Source organism: Sphingobium sp. Ant17 (genome assembly GCF_000588875.1).
GTDB lineage: Bacteria > Pseudomonadota > Alphaproteobacteria > Sphingomonadales > Sphingomonadaceae > Sphingobium.
In genome coordinates this window covers 66,578-84,090 of sequence record NZ_JEMV01000004.1, presented here as the reverse complement: position 1 = coordinate 84,090, position 17,513 = coordinate 66,578, and the positions used below count along the sequence as shown (strand labels likewise).

14 protein-coding genes and 1 pseudogene are annotated in these 17,513 nt (G+C 63.0%); 9 read left to right on the top strand and 6 right to left on the bottom strand.

Annotated elements, in window-relative coordinates; translation table 11 throughout:
• Nucleotides 1–67 precede the first annotated feature (67 nt).
• The 8 genes and pseudogenes from BF95_RS03420 to BF95_RS03390 all read left to right on the top strand — a co-directional run bounded on the left by BF95_RS03420 (nucleotide 68) and on the right by BF95_RS03390 (nucleotide 8,158).
• Nucleotides 68–1,195, top strand: coding sequence for a cobalamin-independent methionine synthase II family protein (locus BF95_RS03420; protein ID WP_043149359.1), 1,128 nt, complete (start codon nucleotides 68–70; stop codon nucleotides 1,193–1,195).
• Nucleotides 1,192–1,581, top strand: coding sequence for a nuclear transport factor 2 family protein (locus BF95_RS03415; protein WP_200866870.1), 390 nt, complete (start codon nucleotides 1,192–1,194; stop codon nucleotides 1,579–1,581). Before BF95_RS03420 ends, BF95_RS03415 begins: the two co-directional genes overlap by 4 nt.
• Before the next feature lie 15 nt (nucleotides 1,582–1,596).
• Nucleotides 1,597–2,358: an IclR family transcriptional regulator gene (locus BF95_RS03410; protein WP_043149356.1), complete on the top strand. Its 762-nt coding sequence runs from the start codon at nucleotides 1,597–1,599 to the stop codon at nucleotides 2,356–2,358.
• 274 nt (nucleotides 2,359–2,632) lie between these two features.
• Nucleotides 2,633–3,295: a glutathione S-transferase gene (locus tag BF95_RS03405; protein ID WP_235209543.1), complete on the top strand. Its 663-nt coding sequence runs from the start codon at nucleotides 2,633–2,635 to the stop codon at nucleotides 3,293–3,295.
• Between the two features lie 104 nt (nucleotides 3,296–3,399).
• Complete coding sequence (locus BF95_RS03400; RefSeq protein WP_043149354.1) at nucleotides 3,400–4,761, top strand: glycoside hydrolase family 27 protein; 1,362 nt, start codon at nucleotides 3,400–3,402, stop codon at nucleotides 4,759–4,761.
• Between the two features lie 195 nt (nucleotides 4,762–4,956).
• Nucleotides 4,957–5,271: pseudogene (locus BF95_RS28680) on the top strand (TonB-dependent receptor plug domain-containing protein); the annotation flags it as partial.
• A 398-nt stretch (nucleotides 5,272–5,669) separates the two neighbouring features.
• Entirely contained in the window at nucleotides 5,670–6,971 is a 1,302-nt protein-coding gene (locus tag BF95_RS28675; protein ID WP_327195403.1) for a TonB-dependent siderophore receptor, read from the top strand.
• A gap of 2 nt (nucleotides 6,972–6,973) precedes the next feature.
• Complete coding sequence (locus tag BF95_RS03390) at nucleotides 6,974–8,158, top strand: PepSY-associated TM helix domain-containing protein (RefSeq protein WP_043149353.1); 1,185 nt, start codon at nucleotides 6,974–6,976, stop codon at nucleotides 8,156–8,158.
• A gap of 17 nt (nucleotides 8,159–8,175) precedes the next feature.
• Here BF95_RS03390 and BF95_RS03385 read toward each other — a convergent pair whose 3' ends face one another.
• The 6 genes from BF95_RS03385 to BF95_RS03360 all read right to left on the bottom strand — a co-directional run bounded on the left by BF95_RS03385 (nucleotide 8,176) and on the right by BF95_RS03360 (nucleotide 16,972).
• Nucleotides 8,176–9,501 carry an oligogalacturonate lyase family protein gene (locus tag BF95_RS03385; RefSeq protein WP_043149351.1) on the bottom strand — a complete coding sequence of 442 codons (1,326 nt, stop codon included), beginning with the start codon at nucleotides 9,499–9,501 and terminating at the stop codon, nucleotides 8,176–8,178.
• A gap of 2 nt (nucleotides 9,502–9,503) precedes the next feature.
• Nucleotides 9,504–12,221: an exo-rhamnogalacturonan lyase family protein gene (locus tag BF95_RS03380; protein ID WP_043149348.1), complete on the bottom strand. Its 2,718-nt coding sequence runs from the start codon at nucleotides 12,219–12,221 to the stop codon at nucleotides 9,504–9,506.
• Between the two features lie 19 nt (nucleotides 12,222–12,240).
• Entirely contained in the window at nucleotides 12,241–12,927 is a 687-nt protein-coding gene (locus BF95_RS03375) for a DUF6250 domain-containing protein (protein ID WP_037475935.1), read from the bottom strand.
• A 108-nt stretch (nucleotides 12,928–13,035) separates the two neighbouring features.
• Nucleotides 13,036–15,753: a TonB-dependent receptor gene (locus BF95_RS03370; RefSeq protein ID WP_043149346.1), complete on the bottom strand. Its 2,718-nt coding sequence runs from the start codon at nucleotides 15,751–15,753 to the stop codon at nucleotides 13,036–13,038.
• Between the two features lie 17 nt (nucleotides 15,754–15,770).
• Entirely contained in the window at nucleotides 15,771–16,025 is a 255-nt protein-coding gene (locus tag BF95_RS03365; protein WP_043149345.1) for a hypothetical protein, read from the bottom strand.
• Between the two features lie 47 nt (nucleotides 16,026–16,072).
• Entirely contained in the window at nucleotides 16,073–16,972 is a 900-nt protein-coding gene (locus tag BF95_RS03360; protein ID WP_443018324.1) for a LysR family transcriptional regulator, read from the bottom strand.
• Nucleotides 16,973–17,146: 174 nt separating this feature from the next.
• Here BF95_RS03360 and BF95_RS03355 point away from each other — a divergent pair, with 174 nt between their 5' ends.
• Nucleotides 17,147–17,476 (top strand): nuclear transport factor 2 family protein, encoded by a 330-nt coding sequence (locus BF95_RS03355; protein ID WP_043149343.1) that lies wholly within the window; start codon nucleotides 17,147–17,149, stop codon nucleotides 17,474–17,476.
• The last annotated feature ends 37 nt before the right edge of the window (nucleotides 17,477–17,513 follow it).

Sequence of the window (17,513 nt, the reverse complement as noted above, 5' to 3'; positions counted from 1 at the left end):
CATGTTTGCGATATATCCACATCCATGAATTTGTGGCAGAATGTCCTTCAACTGGAGGAGGATTTTCATGCCCATAGCCACGACCCATGTCGGCAGCCTGCCGCGCGGCGACGCCCTGACGCCACTGTTGCTGGCCCGCGACAAGGGTGAACCCTATGACGCGCACGCCTTTGACACGCAAGTCCAGGCCGCCGTTACAGACGCGGTAACCGCCCAGATCGACGCCGGCGTCACCATCGTCAGCGACGGCGAATTGGGCAAGGTCGGCTATTCCACCTATATGATCGAGCGGCTGACCGGCTTTGGCGGCCATATCGACCGCAGGCCCGCCGCCGACCTCGCCCCGCTGCCCGAATTGCGGCAGAAGCTGGCTGGGATCATGGGTTCCCAGGAATTTACCCGCGCCTCCTGCATCGGCCCGGTGCGACTGGTGACGTTGGAGCCGCTGCATGACGATATCCGCCGGTTCAAAACGGCGCTCGCGCCCCATGGCGAGGGCGTGCGCGCCTTCATGAATGCGGCGTCGCCCGGCCTGATCACCGCCTTCCAGGTCAACCGCCATTATCCCAGCCACGAAGCCTATCTGGCCGATCTGGTCGATGCGATGCGTGAAGAATATGAGACGATCGTGGCGGCGGGCTTCGACCTGCAACTCGATTGCCCCGATTTGGCGATGTCGCGCCACACCGGCTATCAGGACGCCAGCGACGAGGAGTTCCTCAAGATCGCGTCCGCCAATGTCGATGCGCTCAACGCCGCCACCGCCAATATTCCGCCCGAACGGATGCGGATGCATATCTGCTGGGGCAATTATGAAGGCCCGCATGATCATGACATTCCGCTGGAAAAGGTCATCGACATCATCCTGCCCGCGCGCCCGGCCACCGTCCTGTTCGAAGCCGCCAATCCGTGCCACGAACATGAATGGTCGGTGTGGCGCGACGCGACCATACCCGATCACAAGATCCTGGCCCCCGGCCTGATCGATACCTGCTCCAACTATGTCGAACATCCCGAACTGATCGCCCAGCGGATCGAGCGCTTTGCTGGGATCGTCGGCAAGGATCGGGTCATCGCCAGCACCGATTGCGGGTTTGGCACCTTTGCCGGATATGGCAAGATCGACCCGGCGGTGACGTGGAAGAAGCTGCGTTCGCTCCGTGCCGGTGCGGACCTGGCGGACGCGCGACTGTGAGCGAGGAGGAGCGCCGCGCGATCGAGGCGGATTGCGCCAGACTGATCGCCCGCTACGCCAATCTCAACGACGCGGCCGACTGGCAGGGCGTGGCTGACCTCTATGCCGAGGATGGACGGATGGCGCGCCCGACCGCGCCGGACGACTGGACGCAGGGGCGCGCAGCGATCCTCGCCGCCTTCCTCGCCCGACCGGCGCGCACCACGCGGCATGTCTGTTCCAACGTCGTGATCGACGTGATCAGCCCGACGCAGGCCGTTGGGGAAAGCGCGATGCTGCTGTTCACCGGCGAAGGCGCGCCCAAGGTCGGGTCTTTCCACGACCGCTTCGTCCTGACTGCAGCGGGATGGCGCTTTGCCGAACGGCGCGGTAGCCTGACCTTTTAACGGAGGGCGACCATCATGAATGCCACCACGCCATCCACCGTCAAATCGGCGATGCGGACCATCGACATCATCGAATATGTCGTGGCGCGCCCGGCGGGCGTGGTGGCGCAGGAGATTGCGGCGGGCCTCGCCATTCCGGTCAGCAGCCTGTCCTATCTGCTCGCGACATTGGTGGAGCGGCACTATCTGGCGCGGGAGGGGCGGCGCTACCTGCCCGGCCCGGCGCTGGCGCGGCTGGGGTCGCCGCGCGTCGCGCTGTCGCTGGCGGACAAGGTGCGGCCGCTGGTCCGGTCGCTGCGGACGCAGACCAACGAAACCGCTTCCTTCTTCGTGCGCGATGGGTGGCAATTGGTGGCGATCGTCACCGAGACGGCGGAACAGTCGCTGCGCTATTCGATCAGCGTGGGCACGCGCATCCCGATGCATAGCCTGGCGGCGGGCAAGGCGTTGCTGGCGAGTCTGGGCGACGAGGAGATCGACGCCTATTTCGCGCAGGTGCCGCTGGAGCCGTTCACCCCGCAAAGCGTGACCGATGAGGGCGCGTTGCGCGCCGAGCTGGCGGCGATCCGTGTGTCGGGCGTGGGGCGCACGCGCGAGGAATATACGCCGGGCATCTGTGGCCTGGGCATGGCGGCGGTGGTCGATGGCGTCGCGGTCGGCGCATTCGCCGTGGCGATCCCCCTGCCCCGCTTCACCCCCGACCTGGAAACCCGCGCCGTCGCCCGGCTGGAACAGGCGGTCGCGCTCTTCACCGCCGCTGAGGCACCGCCGGTGTAGCGACACAAGCGTCACAGGGCGAAGTTCACGATGTCGTCGGGTGAAAAGGCCCAATGGTGCGTCAATAGTCCCGAGACGTACTGTCCAGGTAAGGCTGAAGTCACTATTGGGTCATAGTGATGCGACGGCAACGCGCCAGTGGCGCGACACCGGATCTGCCTGGCCATGGCGTGCGTCTGGTGTGGCTTGGGGGACTGTTCCATCTATCAGGATAGATCAGAGGAATTCCTACATTGGAAGGGGTTTTGATGCCGTGCCTATCCTTGGCTCCAACATGAGTGACCGCAGCATGCCAGCACCGATTCTCTACAGCTTTCGCCGCTGTCCCTATGCGATGCGGGCGCGGCTGGCGCTGGCGGTGGGTGGCATGGCCGTCGAACTGCGCGAGGTGAAGCTGTCGGCCAAGCCCGACGCGATGTTGGCCGCCTCGCCCAAGGGCACCGTCCCTGTGCTGGTCCTGCCCAATGGCACCGTCATCGACCAGAGCATCGACATCATGCGATGGGCTTTGGCGCAGCATGATCCAGAGGACTGGCTGAGCCGTGACGATCCCGCGCTCGTGGCGGCCAATGATGGCGCGTTCAAACATGATCTGGATCTCTACAAATATCCCGACCGTCATGGCACGCACGCCGAAACGCATCGCGCAAGCGGCTTGGCCTTTCTGCTGGAGATCGAACAACGGTTGGCAGAGTCGATTTATCTATGCGGCCCGGCCCGCGGGTTCGCCGATGCCGCGATCATCCCGTTCGTGCGGCAATTCGCCGCTGTCGATCCAACCTGGTTTGCCATGCAGCCGCTGCCCAACCTTCAAAACTGGCTGTCGCGCTATCTGACGTCGGACCTGTTCAGCGCGATCATGGGGCGCGTTTCGCCGTGGCGGCCGGGGGATGCGCCGGTGCATCTGCGCTGGCAGGCAAGCGACCCGGACCGATAGGGCGGTCTTTCATTGCGGCCTTGTCCCTTTCCGTCCCCGGTTGCGGGGCGGCAATTAGTCTGACAAATAGAGCAAAACTCTATTGGGCAGAGGACAGCATCATTATGGATATCTCCCGCCGGACCATGTTCGCCGCGACCGCCGCATCGCTTGCGGGCGTTGCGCAACAGGCGGTGGCCAATGCCCCCGCGTCCTCGCCCAGTCTGCCGCCGCCTGCCTCCCCCCTCGCCCCGCACCCGCCCATGGGTTGGAACAGCTGGAACAGTTTTGCGGGCACCATCACTGAGGATCAGGCGCTGGAGACCGCTGCGATCATGCGGGACGCCTTGCTGCCATCGGGCTATAATGTCTTCACGATCGACATTCAGTGGTATGAGCCGGAAGCGAGCAGCTACACCTATAATGCCAACCCGGTTCCGGCGCTGGACGCCTATGGGCGGCTGGTGCCCGCGCCCAATCGCTTTCCATCGGCCAAGGGTGGTGCGGGCTTCGCGCCGATTGCCGCCAAGGTCCATGCGATGGGGCTGCAATTTGGCATTCATGTCATGCGCGGCATTTCGCGCCATGCGGTGAAGCTGAACCTGCCGATCCTGGGTACGAATGTCCGCGCGCAGGATATTGCCGACACGACTTCCATCTGCGCGTGGAACCCGGACATGTATGGCGTGGACATGACGAAGCCCGGCGCGCAGGCCTATTATGACGGGCTGTTCAAACTCTACGCTTCATGGGGTGTCGATTTCATCAAAATGGACGATATGAGCCGTCCCTATGACAGCCGCGCGCCGGAGATCGAAGCGGCGGCGACGGCCATTGCCCGCTGCGGGCGGCCGATGATCCTGAGCCTGTCCCCCGGCGAGACACCGCTGTTGCGCGGCGACCATGTCCGCCGTCATGCGCAGATGTGGCGCATTTCCGATGATTTCTGGGACGAATGGGCGCAATTGGAAGCGCAGTTCACGCGGCTGGAGAATTGGACCCCGTTTCGTGGTCCCGGCGCCTGGCCCGATGCGGACATGCTGCCGCTCGGCCGCATCGCCTTGGGCGAGCGGGTGTCGCGGTTCACGCCCGACGAACAGCAGACATTGATGACTTTATGGTCGATCACCCGATCGCCGTTGATCATGGGCGGCGACCTGCGCCACCTTGATGCGGCCACGGTGGCGCTGCTGACCAACCCCGAAGTGCTGGCGGTCAACCAGGCGAGCCAGGACAACCGCCCGCACTTCCTTGAAGACGGATTGCGGGTCTGGTCGGCGGCGTCCGAGGACGGGAAGGCGCGCTATCTTGCGCTGTTCAACCTTGGGACCAAGACGCGGGACGTTTCCATCCCCCTCGAAACGATCGGCGTGAGGCAGCCCATGACGCTGCGCGACCTGTGGGCGCGCCGCGACCTCGCGCCGGTCGCCAAGCATGTCGCCATCCCGCTGAGGCCGCATGCGAGCGCGCTCTTCCGGTTGGGTTAAGGTCATAAAATGAGACAGGGCGGCTTGCCCTGACCCTTCAAACTCACTATCGCGAATCACTATCATTAGCGATGAACGATATGGGGGTTTGTCTTGTCCATTTTCCGCGCGGCGCTGTTTGCGTCTGTTTCCTTGTCGGCTTGGGCGGCGGTGGCTTCTGCGCAGGAGGTTCCTGCGGCGGCACCCGATGCCGCCATGGCTGATAGCGATCAGATCATCGTGACGGGCCGCGCGCAGCGCCTTTACCGCACCGAAACCACGACCGTCGGCAAAAGCGCCGAAGATCCGCTCGACATTCCGCAAGCCTTGCAGGTGATCAACAAGGATCTGTTTGCCGATCAAGGCGCGCGCGACGCGACCGACATCTATCGCAATATTTCGGGTGTCAGCTTCTTTAGCTATGCAGGCGTCACCTTCCGCGGCTTTCGCCAGGACCAGTCCTTCTACGACGGGATGCGCGGCAATCCGTTCATCGGTTTTTCCGTGCCCCAGCTTTTCAATATCGAACGGGTGGAAGTGTTGAAGGGACCGGCAGGGCTTTTCTTCGGCCCTGGTTCGCCCGGCGGCATCATCAACTATGTGTCGAAGGTGCCCGGCGATATCAGCGCCATGCGCCTAGTCGCGACGGCGGGCAATTATGATCGTCGCGGCATATCAGCCGAAGCGACCGGCCCGATCGACAAGGACGGGATCGTCACCTACCGCCTCGGCGGCTTTTACGAGGCGATGAACCCCTATCGGCGCAATACCAAGAATGTGTCGCTGATCGGTGATGGCGGCCTGGCGATCAAGACCAATGAGGGCGGCAAGCTGACGCTTCAGGCGACGGTCTATGACAATGATCTCCAGGCCAACCGCCTGCGCGGCATATTGACCGACGATGACGGCAATTTCCTGACCGACATTCGCTGGAATGCCAACGAACCTACCGATTTTCTACATTTGAAGTCGCAGGCTATCAGGCGCGTTATGCGACGGCGATCGGGGAGCGGGTCACGTTCGACGCGGGGGTGCGCTATTTCAAGGCGACCGAAACGCAGCAATATCATGAGCCGCGCGGACTGGTCGCGGGTAGCGACGATCTGGTCGCGCGCGAGTTTCGCGATCAGATCCGTGACGTCGATGGCCTATCCTTTTCGGCCAATCTGACGGCGCGGGTCGATCTGCTCGGCATGGAGCATAAGTTCCAAACCGGCGCGGACTGGTATGACGAAACGAGCGTGCTTAATTCGCGCATCCTGCGGGCGGGCGTGACGCCGCTCAGCCTCAGCAATCCCGTCTATACCAACAGCGCGCGCGACGTGGTGCGGGCCGCTTTGCTGCCCTTCACCGTCACGGATACACGCACGAAGCGTCAGGGCGCCTATCTGCAGGACCAGATCAGCCTGAGCGATGCCTTCATGCTGGTCGGTGGCGTGCGTTACGACAAGTTCGAGGATGCCGTTGTCAACGCTGGCTCTTATGAAGATGACGACATCACCTTCCGCACGGGCGCGATCTACAAGCCGCGTAAGGACGTCTCCATCTATCTGAGTTGGTCGCAAAGTTTCGAGCCGCAGACGGCCGCCAGCCAGAATGGCGATGTCGGTGGTCCCTTCGCGCCCGTCACCGGCGACCAGTTCGAAGGCGGCATCAAGACCGACCTGTTCGACGGCAGGCTCCAGGCCAATCTGGCTGCCTATCGCATCGTCCGCAAGAATATCCTCCAGGCCGATACCAGCCTGCCGCCCGTCAACGGCCAGGACCAGTTGCGTCCGATCGGCGAGGTGACGAGCAAGGGGTTCGAGATCGACCTGTCGACCGACATCACCGCCAATTGGGTCGCGCTGGTCAATTATGGCTATAACGACACGAAGATCACCGGCACGATCGCGGGCCAGGCGATCACCAACGCCGTCGGCAATCGCTTCGCCAATGCGCCCAAGCATAAGGTAGGCTTCTGGACCCGCTATCAGGTGCCAGCGATCGACGCCGCCTTTGCAGTCGGGGGTGAGCATGTGTCGAAGCGCATCAGCCTGTCGGGGCAGACCGTCAAACCCTATACGATCTTCGATGCATCGATCACCAAGGGGCTTGGCTTTGCCGAACTGATGCTGCGGGTCGATAATATGTTCGACAAGGTCTATGCGGCATCGGGTTTTTCGGCACAAAGCGGGCATTTTCCCGGTGAGCCGCGAACATTCCTGGCCGAACTGCGCTTTCAATTCTGACCATGGATCAGCTGCGCGTAAAAAAGGGTCGGTCGCTCTGGTGGGTGGTGCATAGCTGGATCGGCCTCAAACTGTCGATCTTCCTGACCTTCATCCTGGCGACGGGCACTTTTGCCGTGTTCGCGCATGAAATCGACTGGCTGGCGACGCCCGCCATGCGGGTATCGCCTCGGTCGGAACCGGTCGCATCCTGGGGAGCGTTGGCGCAGGCGGCGGCCCGCGCCGCGCCCGACGCCCGGCTCCAGACGCTCTATGCGCCGATCGACCCCTGGTTCGCGGTCGAGGCCTGGGTCAGTCGCGGCAAGGGGGCGCCGGAGCGGGTCTATGTCGACCCGTGGACGGCGGAGGTCACCGGCCGGCATGGCTGGGCCAATGTCCACCGCTTCCTGCGGCAGGCCCATCGCCACCTGATGCTGCCGACGAAGATCGGCATACCGATCGTCTGTTCGCTCGCCCTGCTGCTGGCGGCCTCTTTGGTGTCGGGCATCGTCACCTACAAGAAATGGTGGCGCGGCTTCTTTCGCGCGCCGCGCGGCGGGGACGGGCGGCGGATGACGGGCGACCTGCATCGCCTGATGGGCCTGTGGAGCTTGTGGTTCGTGGCGCTGATCACGCTGACGGGCCTATGGTATCTGGTCGAGACATTGGGCGGGAACGCCAAGGTGCCCAAATTACCGGAAGTGGCGGCTGGTGCGATGCCAACCGGGGCCGCGCTGGACCGGCTGGTCGCCGTCGCGCGCCGCGCCGATCCTGCGCTCGATATTCGGGAAATCCGCTTCACGCCCGACAATGGCGTCATTTTCCTCGGCCAGTCCTCCGCCTGGCTGGTGCGCGATCGCGCCAATGCTGTGGTCGTCGATCCGGCGACATCGCGCGTCGTCGCGCAGCTGGATGGACGCGACCTGAGCGCGCATCAGCGCATTTCCGAAATGGCCGATCCGCTGCATTTCGGCACCTTCGGCGGCCTGTGGACCAAAGTCCTCTGGTTCCTGTTCGGTGCGCTGCTGACGGCCATGGCCGTCACCGGCACGATGATCTACGCGATGCGGCTGGCCCGATCGTCGCGATCCGACGCCAGCAGCCTGAAGATCGCCTGGCAGGGCATGGGGGCATGGGGATATTTCGGCATCGCCCTCATTCTCCTGACGCTCATCCTGACGCCAGGGGCGATCGGCGGTGCCAGTTGAAGCTGCAAGCGCGCCCCCTATGATCCGCCCTGTTTGCGCAATTCAGCAGCATAGATGTGCGGTGCGCCGTCCATGTTGGAGCGGAAGATCATCCATTTGCCGTCGGGCGTGAAAGTGATGTTGGGTTCCAGCCGATAATCATGCTTGCGCATGTCCACGATCTTTTCGACCCCGAACGTGCCCGGCGCGATCAGGTCCGCAGCGTTGTCCGCATGAATGCCGGCGACATCGGGTATGGCGCGCGGGGTGAAGAGGTAGAGATATTTGCCATCGGGCGCATGGGCGACCATCTCGCTATCGCCGCCATCGCCTGAAAAATGGCGCATGTCAGGTGCCTGATTATAATGGACCGACCACTGGTTGCGATCGACATGATACCATTGCCGCCGACCGGTGGCGATCTCATAGCCCGCCAGCCAGAAGACTTCGCCGCGCGGCGTCTGCAGATCATACCAGATCCAGGCGCCATCGGGCGAGAAGAACTCATGGCCTGCAATTTCCATGTTCATGATCCGCTTGTGGATCAGCTGCTTGCCACTGCCGTCAGTGCGGATCGTCCAGATCCGATCGACCTTGTGCCACGGCCCTTCGTGGCAATACATGATGAGGCCGGGATCGGTCGGCGAAAATTGGATATGGTTGAGCCAATCCGTCGAGGCGACGACGACCTTCCGCTCGCCCGTGCGGATGTCGATGGTGAAGATCTCCATCGGAATCTTCGCTTCCAGCCGTTCGTTCAGGCGCACTTCCTTCGCCTCGGCAAAGCTGAGCGGCTTTCCGTCCGGTCCATTGGCGGCATAATGCGCCTGGCCGAAGGTCTGCTTGATCTCCGGCGTCCCAGCCTTTTGCGTGCCATCGGGCTGCAGCGGCTTGTCGCTGGCGGCCCATTGGCCAAGCAGCAGCGTCTCGTCGGCATTGATCGACCCTATCGAACCGCCATCGACCGTCGCGATTTTGCGGGTCTTGCCGCTGTCGATATCCGCCACGAAGATGGTGGCGCCGCCCGCCCCGTCATCGCGCTTGCGGCTGGCATAATAGGCCGTGCGGGTCTTGCGCCCGGTGAACAGCAGTTGCAGATCCTTGCCCTTGACCAGCGGCTTGATGGTCCAGTCGGCCAGCGTCATCACCGCGATGCCGTCCGGCGTCGATATCACCATCTTGTCACCCTGGGGCGTATAGCTGTTCTGGTGGAAATAGAGGCTAGCGCTGCCCGGCTGGTCGGTCAGCCGCAGGACACGGTGGCCGGTCGTCTGGTCGATCCATTCGGCGGCCGGCTTTGCCTGCGCGGCCCCGGCGAGGCCAACCGCCGCCATCGCGGCCCATCCGATCATCGCTTTGCGCATCCTCAATTCCTCTTTTCTGCGGCAGCCCATTCCAGTGCGTCGGGAATGAGTGCCAGATTCTGGATCGCCGCCAATCCCCATTGCGACGCGGCGTTGGTGGAGACCCCCGGCCACTCGACCGTCGGGCCGACAAAATCGGGGCCGCTATGGGCGACCCGTGGGTCGCCATCCGACAGCCCCAATCCGGCCTCGCCGCCCAAAAACTCCCGCGCGGCGCGTGTCGATAGCGCGGCATCGCCGGTTTCCCGGGCGACATAGGCCGACAGGCGGGAATGTCCTTCCTTCAGGTTCCGCTTGCCGAAGGGCAGAGAGAAATGCGCATCCCATTCCTGCGGCGAAGCGTTGAACCAGCGGCAATAATCGAGCCATGCCGCCCGATAGCGCGGCACGTCGATCAGTTGCAACAATTCGGCATTCACTTCAAACGCCCCGAATACGGCGTTGAGATGCGAGATGGATATTTTGTCGCCCGGCCCGATGAAGCGCCCGGATTTGAGATCATAGGGTGCGCTGCCCGCCAGCCAGCCATATTTCAATCGCCCGATACTATCCATGCCGGCGATTAGCCGGTCCCGCCACCGCACGTCGCCCGTCCGTTCCCATTCCGTCAGCCAGGCCGCCGCGAGCGACCCCCAGACGGTGCCGAAGCTGAAATCCACGACGCCTTCGGGGAGGGTCTTGCGCTCGGCACCGGGCACCTTGCGGCCAATCTCGACATGGGTCAGCGCCTGGTCCGAGGGGACCAAAGCGCGCATCAGGTCGCCCACCCGTTCGTCGCCGGTCAGATAATAGAAGATGCGACGATAGGCAGCGTTGCTGACGCGCGGCTGTTTGGAGCTGTCGCTCCAATGCTGGACGCCGTGCCGCGTGCCAAGGCCCGCAAAGCGACCAAGATGATAGACATCGACCTCGCCGGTATGACGGGTCATCGCTTCGGCCAAGCGAAAGGCGCGCGCCCGGCCGCTGCGCAGCACATCATACCAAAGCCACAGGTCAGGCGACAATTCGCTATTGGCCCAGGCATAGCCGCCGATATCATAGCGCCAGACGTGCCGATCCTCGTCATACGTGTGCATAACGTCGCCATGGTTCCAGAAGCCATACCAGCCGCGCCGGTCGACCTCTTCGGCATAGAAATCGACCAGATTGACCAGTTGGTCCTCGATCCGCGCCTTCAGCGGGCTGGATCGGTCGGGCAAGCTCCAGATGCCCAGCACGTCGGCCGCATGGATGCGTTCGGGCGTCACCATCAGTTGCGGCGGCGTCGAATTGGCCTGCGCCATCGCCGCCAGATGCGCCGCTCCGGGCGTCGCCGCGCAGGCCCAGAGGGTCAGTTCGCTGGTGCGGGCCGCGCCGGTCGCGTCATCCCAGCCGGGCTCATAATCCTCATAGGTGATGTCCAGCCCTTCATTCTGGGCGGCATAGGCTTCCATGCCCATGACGTCCCTATAGGGGCGCATGTCCATCGGCTGTGCGTTGGGGGACCAGAGCCAGGCGGTGAGCGATGCCTGGTCAGTGTCGGCCCCGCGAATGTCGATCTGCGCGGGATACCGCTGCCAGAAATAGCGCGCCGCGATCGCGATGCCGCCGGTGGGCGATCCGACATAGCCCAGGCCCTGCGAGCGCGTTCCCGATGTCGCATCAATCCACGCCTGCCCAGCCTTGGTCCGCTTGGTGATGGCAAAGCCGTCAGCGGAGAGCTGGCTCAGCGTGAAATCGCCCCAAGTCGGGATGCGGCCGAGCAGATTGCGGACCGTCGGTGCCATGCTATCCAACGCCACGGCTTGGCCCGCAATCTGTGCCTTGCGCGCGGCCCCACCCGGATCGCGGCGGAGGCCGGTCAGCGGCCGCACCGCCTCGCTGAACAATCCGTCCGCGCCGGTGCCGATCCGCACATGACGGTCATGCGGGGCAGCATCCATCGGCACTTGCGCCTGCAGGCCGAGGCCGCTGATGAAATCCCTGGCCGGATCGCCGTCGAAGATGAAACTATGCACGACGCGCAGATGATCGGCCCCTGCATAGGCATAAAGGCGGACGACAAACGGCAGCCAGGCGCGCCCTTGCCCCTCGTGCATCCCTTCCAGCTTCACGACGGCGCGCACCGGCCCTTTCTGCTCGACCGTCGCCTTGTCGATCCTGCCGGTGAAATGGCTGCGCTCACCGCCTTGCGGTGCGTTGTCCACGCTGGCGATCAGCGCCAGCGATCCCATGACGGTCCGCTCGCCTGCTTTGGCCGACTGGATGATGGCCTTGCCCGACGTGCCGATCGTCCATTGGACCGATCCGACGGTGATGACGATCCGGTCGGCGGTTTCGCGTAACAAGACCGGCGCTGGAGGAGCGACTGGCTTGCCCTGAACCACCGTCATGCTTGCGGTTGGGGTGTCTCCGGCTGGCAGCGCATGTGCGGTCCATTTGAGCGATCCATCCGGCCAGCTGGCCAAGGGCCAGTGCTGCGATGGCAGAGCCTTTCCCTCGGCGTCTTTGACGGACAGGGCGGTTCCGGCGCGCAATGCCCCTTGCGGCCATGGCACGCCAAAGGTCTGGCCCAGCGAAAGCGGCGGCGCGGCATCGTCGATCCAGCGCACGGGTGTCGGCGGCACGTTGCTGCCGCGTGCGTTCGCGGCCCGTGCAGCGGCAGGCAGGAGCGCCGAAGCGCCGGTCAGCAGGCCAAGCCTCAGGCTGTCCCGGCGGCTGACTATGATCCCTGTCGTCATCGGCGTTCCGCTCCTTTTGTCAGCCATGGGTGATGGTCAGGTTGCGGACCTGAATGTGGCTCTGCGTGGTGCGCAGCCCGAAATGACCGCGACGATAGGGGGCGGGGTCGTCCATCTCAAACAGGGGCGCGCCATCGCGCTCTACCGCGATATGATGGCCGTCAGCGATCAGGCCAATGGCGAACCAGGCGTTCGGTGTCAGCATGTCCGCCTTTGCCAGTCGGTCATGGTCGGGCAGCAACGGTCGTTCCCCCACCCGGCCGACATAGCGGCGCATCCGCGTCGTGCTGTTGCGGTTGCCGCCGATGCCGACATAATAGGTTTTCAGCCTATCATAATCCTCGAACGCGCCGCTGCGCCGCCGCCCCAGCACCGACCCATCGGGCACAGCAGGGTCGGTCGCCATCCAGAAGGCGTTGACGTCGCTGACCGCATCATGGGGTCCGCCTTGGGCCACCGCCCGTACCTCATAGCGGATCGCGACGGGAGCCACGAGGGCGGGCAGAAACCAGAGCGTGACCCCGGCGGGGGCGTCGATGTCCAAAATGCCATCCCGCGCCGAGACGCGGGCATCGCCGATCGCTTCCATCCGCCATTGCTTGAGACCGCTTCGAAAATCATCGCCCGAAACGGTGCGTCCGCCATCCGCGCGTGCGGCGACCGGTGCCAGCATCAGCGACATCAGCATCGTGCGGCGGTTGAACATGGTGCTATTCCCGGTTCAGGCTGAACGAAGAAATGCTGCGGGATCGGGAGAAGGGGGAGATCCCGCAGCAAGAGCCGTGGTCCAGAAGGGGAACCACGGGGGAGCGGATCAGAGCTTGAACCGAATGCCGCCATAGACGCGACGCCCGAAGGTTTCGATGATCGTGCGGCGATAGATGCTGTTGGCATTCTCCTTGCGCGTGGCATCCAGCAGATTGACGCCTTCCAGGAACAGCGAGACATCCTTCATCAGATTGAGGTTGAGCGACGCATCCAACTGGCCATAGGCTTCGCCGAATTCGGGGTTGTTGCCACGCCCGACCGCCGTGATCAGATATTTCGAGCGCCAGTTATAAGCGCCACGGATGCTGAAGACATCATCCTCATAATAGGCCGAAATATTGTAGCTTTTGCGCGACAGGCCCTGGAACGGCAGGGAATCGCCGGTGAAGAAGTCGGTGCCTTCGTAACCGCTATCCTTCGAGTAAGTGAAGTTCGCGATGACGCCCATATGTTTGACCACGGGTATGTTGATGAAGTCGAACGCGACCTGTGCGCCCGCTTCGATGCCGTTGATCGTCACTTTCTGCGTCCCGTTGCTGGGCACCGTGATCGCATAGGTGACACCATTGGCGTCCGTGAACGGCTCCGTCGTATTCTGGATGAAGGAACCGATCTCCTTGCGGAAGTAGGTGACCGACGCAAAGCTCGTCTTGTTGATATAATATTCCAGGCCCGCATCATATTGGCGTGCCCGGAACGGCTGGAGTGCGGGATTGCCGCGTGAGCCGGACAGGCCCACGACATCCAAAGTGAACCGCGGGGCGAGTTGCTGTGGCAGGGGGCGCGCCATCACTTCGCTGGCCGTCAACCGCGCCATCAGCGTGTTCGGGATCAGTTCGGCTTTCAGGTTGATCGATGGCAGGAATTCGGTGTTCTTGCTGTCGAAGGCAACCGGGCTGATCAGCGCGGGCTGACCGCCTGGCTGCGCGGTCCGCAGGAAACCGGATGTATCGACTTGCGTATTAACGACACGCGCACCGGCGACGCCGCTGACCGCGACCGATCCGACATCAAAGGCGAAGGCCGCCTGCGCATAGCCCGCAATGTTGCGCTCGCCGACTTCCCATGTGTCAGTGAAGACCTGGCAAGTGCCGTCCGCATTTGCGGGGCAACCGCCTGGCGCGAACGGATCGGGCACGCCGACCGCATCCGCCACCGCCTGGGTCATGTTCAACCAGCCGGTATAGCCGCCATCGAAGCCCAGATTTCCGGTGTTGAAGAAGGGCGACGTGCCAAGGCCCGCATTGCCGGTGACAATGGCGCTGATCTGGCTCTGCACCGCAGGATCGCTAAAGCCGTTCAGCGTCGTCGTCCGGGTGTAGAAACGGCTCTTGACGGTCAGGTCGCGATATTGGCCACCCACCTTGATCGATGTGAGGAAGCCGGTGTCGAACGTATATTCGGCGTCGAGCTTCGCCATCTTTTCCGCCTGATCGTCGTAACGCGGGCGACGCAGCACGGTCAGCTGGTTGATCCCGGCGATCGTCGTCGGATCATTGGGCAGGATGATCTGGGGCGCTTGCTGGGGATTGTCATAATCGACGATCAGGCTGGACATGCCCGTCACAGCCGCCGTGGCATTAATCTCATTATTATAGGCCTGCGCCTTGGAATAGGAGATTTTGGGGCTGAGCTTCAGGTTGCCGCTGGTCCAGTCCGCACCCACCGCGAGATTATAGGTGGTGCGCCGGATGTCGCCCAATATGTTGCGATAGGATACGCCCAATTGGCTGGTTTGCGCCAGGGCCGGGTTGTTGATCATCTCAAGATGGGTGACGGTATTGTCCGGGCCGATGACGGTATTGGCGACATCGACCAATCCACCACTGGTCCCTGTCTGCAGGAATTGCGATGTGACCGACTGGTTGGACCGGGTCCAATTGCCCTCCACATATGCGGTCAGATCGTCGCTCGGCCGCCATTCGAGAATGCCGTTCAGCGCATAGCGCCGTGTTTCGAGGCGGTTGATGACATACCGGGGAATGTCGGGGAAGAAGTCGGCTGCGCCGTCTTCGTTCAGGTCATAGGCCTGCAAGCCCGGCGTCGTGGGGTCGCTGTCCAACCGAACCCAGCCGGTGGTGCGCGCCTGATGGCTTTCCACATTGCGGTTTTCGAACGTGCCCGACACCAACACGCCAAGTTTGCCGTCGGCAAAAGTGTCGCTGGCAATCAGGGCAATGCGCGGGTCCATATAGTCGGCAATGTCGGAATAAATCGCCTGGGCCGATCCCGCCACATAGGTCTTGCCGCCATTGTCGAACGGCCGCCGGGTAATAACGCGCACGGTGCCACCGACGCCACCTTCCGTCATGTCGGCGGTGGCGGACTTGACGACTTCCAGCCGGTTGACGAATTCGGAGGGCAGGTCGCGGAAGTCGACATCGCGGCCGCCGCCTACGGTGGTGGACAGGGCGGTCGTGCCGTTGATCTCGACGCGATTGAGCGACGGGTCCGCCCCGCGGATGGTGACGCCAGCGCCTTCGCCATCGGCGCGCGAAAGCTGCACACCGGTCACGCGCTGCAGCGCTTCGCCGATATTCTTGTCGGGGAATTTGCCGATATCTTCGGCCGAAATCGCGTCGAGCACCTGCGGCGCATTGCGCTTGGCGTTCAGCGCGCCCTGCAAACTGCTGCGAATGCCGGTGACGACGATGTCGTTATCGCTCGCCGCATCCTGCTGCTGCGCGGTCGCTGTCCCGGCGGAAAGCAGAAACACGGCCATGGCGGCGCTCGAAACCAAGGCGCCGTTCCTGGAAAACTTCATCAACCATCCTCCCCAAATCAATGCACATAATGCTGGGCGTTGAGCCAGTGGGCGGCTTGACCTGCCGCCTCGTTCACACCCGTCAGTTCCATATGTTGGACATCAATCTCTATATATGGATATTTTTGGGACGGGAAAATTTGCGGCAAAATGAGCCCATCGCACGACGAGCCGTTGCGTCGCGTAAAAAGACGTTCAAATTGGATCATCGGGCTCGGCAATTTGGGCCGGGCATCATCGGTGGTGGGAGCGCGATTATTGGCGGCGTCCATCCGTTCAGTCGACGAAGCAATGCCGCTAAAAGCGTATCACCGGTTCATCATCTTGCCGACGCGGCGAAATCGCGGGCGAGGTCGACAAAAGCCTTGAACGCGGCAGATGGGTTTCGTCGGTTGGGATAATAGAGGCACAGCGGCGCGAGCGCCGGCGTCCAGTCTTCCAGGACACGGACCAGACGGCCGGCCTTCATGTCCTCGCGAATGTCGGATTCCATGAGGAAGCCGATCCCGACATCATCCAGCACCGCCATGCGCGCGAGACTGGCCTCGTCCAGCGTCATCGGGCCATCGACGTCGATCTGCACCGCTTGCCCCGCCTTTTCGAACTGCCAGCGGAACAGGCTGCCGTTGGGTAGACGGACACGCAGACATGGATGCGCAAGGAGATCCGGCGGGACCAGCGGCGTCCCATGCGCCGCCAGATAGGCGGGCGACGCAACGACGGCATAGCGTCGATACAGACCGAGCGGGATAGCGATCATGTCACTGGGCACCAAGTCGGCCGTGCGAATACCCGCATCAAACCCATCCGCGACGATATCGACGAGCCGCCCTTCCGTGACGAGATCGATATGGACCTGCGGATAGCGGCGAAGATAGTGGAGCAGCAGGGGCGAGAATATCTCCCGCGCGGCCGTGGCGAAGGCGTTTATGCGCAATGTGCCTGAGGGCGTTGCCTGCTGCGACCGGGCGGCATCCATCGCCTCGTGAATGTCCTGCAGCGCCGGGCCGACCTTGCCGACAAAATCCCGTCCCGCATCGGTCAGCGAAACGCTGCGGGTGGTGCGATTGAACAAGCGCACGCCAAGCTGCCGTTCGAGCTTCCCGATGGCGTTGCTCAGCGCGGTGGTGGAGACGCCAAGATCGATCGCCGCCGCCCGGAAAGAGCCCCGGCGCACGATCGCGATCACCGCGTCGAGTTCGATCAGACCATGCCGCATGATTGTCCTGCTTTTCGTAACAGTGCATCCCGATCTATCCCGATTATCATGGCGCGCGTCTACCGCTAACTTGGGTGTCACGATCAAGCCCTGGATGCATGGTGGCCGGTGACACGGATCATTCGCCCCTTGGCTATCCTCGGACAGGTCGACACGCATGGAAGGAAACCAGATATGACGGTTCAATTGCCCCCGCCCATCGCCGCTTATTTCGCGGCCGATGCCAACAAGGACGGCCATGTGGTCGCGCATTGCTTCACCGACGACGCCGTGGTGAAAGACGAAGGCAAGACGCATAGCGGGAAGGACGCCATTCGGGACTGGAAGGCGCAATCTTCCACCACCTACCGCTGTACGGTCGAGCCATTCGCCATCGCCACTGATGGCGCGCGGGCGGTCGTGACCAGCCATCTCCAAGGCGACTTTCCCGGTAGCCCGCTCGACCTGCGCTATTTCTTCACGCTCGACGGCGACAAGATCTCTGCCCTCGAAATCATCCCATGAGCGCGGGTCATCGCCGGATCAGACAAGCTAACTCTCA

Excerpts from the sequence above, each read along its gene's own strand:
- BF95_RS03385 (WP_043149351.1), bottom strand. The coding sequence starts at position 9,501 with ATGCGCAAAGCGATGATCGGATGGGCCGCGATGGCGGCGGTTGGCCTC.
- BF95_RS03355 (WP_043149343.1), top strand. The coding sequence starts at position 17,147 with ATGACGGTTCAATTGCCCCCGCCCATCGCCGCTTATTTCGCGGCCGAT.
- BF95_RS03410 (WP_043149356.1), top strand. The coding sequence starts at position 1,597 with ATGAATGCCACCACGCCATCCACCGTCAAATCGGCGATGCGGACCATC.
- BF95_RS03405 (WP_235209543.1), top strand. The coding sequence starts at position 2,633 with ATGAGTGACCGCAGCATGCCAGCACCGATTCTCTACAGCTTTCGCCGC.
- BF95_RS03370 (WP_043149346.1), bottom strand. The coding sequence starts at position 15,753 with ATGAAGTTTTCCAGGAACGGCGCCTTGGTTTCGAGCGCCGCCATGGCC.
- BF95_RS03400 (WP_043149354.1), top strand. The coding sequence starts at position 3,400 with ATGGATATCTCCCGCCGGACCATGTTCGCCGCGACCGCCGCATCGCTT.
- BF95_RS03420 (WP_043149359.1), top strand. The coding sequence starts at position 68 with ATGCCCATAGCCACGACCCATGTCGGCAGCCTGCCGCGCGGCGACGCC.
- BF95_RS03360 (WP_443018324.1), bottom strand. The coding sequence starts at position 16,972 with ATGCGGCATGGTCTGATCGAACTCGACGCGGTGATCGCGATCGTGCGC.
- BF95_RS03375 (WP_037475935.1), bottom strand. The coding sequence starts at position 12,927 with ATGTTCAACCGCCGCACGATGCTGATGTCGCTGATGCTGGCACCGGTC.
- BF95_RS03380 (WP_043149348.1), bottom strand. The coding sequence starts at position 12,221 with ATGACGACAGGGATCATAGTCAGCCGCCGGGACAGCCTGAGGCTTGGC.
- BF95_RS03390 (WP_043149353.1), top strand. The coding sequence starts at position 6,974 with ATGGATCAGCTGCGCGTAAAAAAGGGTCGGTCGCTCTGGTGGGTGGTG.
- BF95_RS03365 (WP_043149345.1), bottom strand. The coding sequence starts at position 16,025 with ATGGACGCCGCCAATAATCGCGCTCCCACCACCGATGATGCCCGGCCC.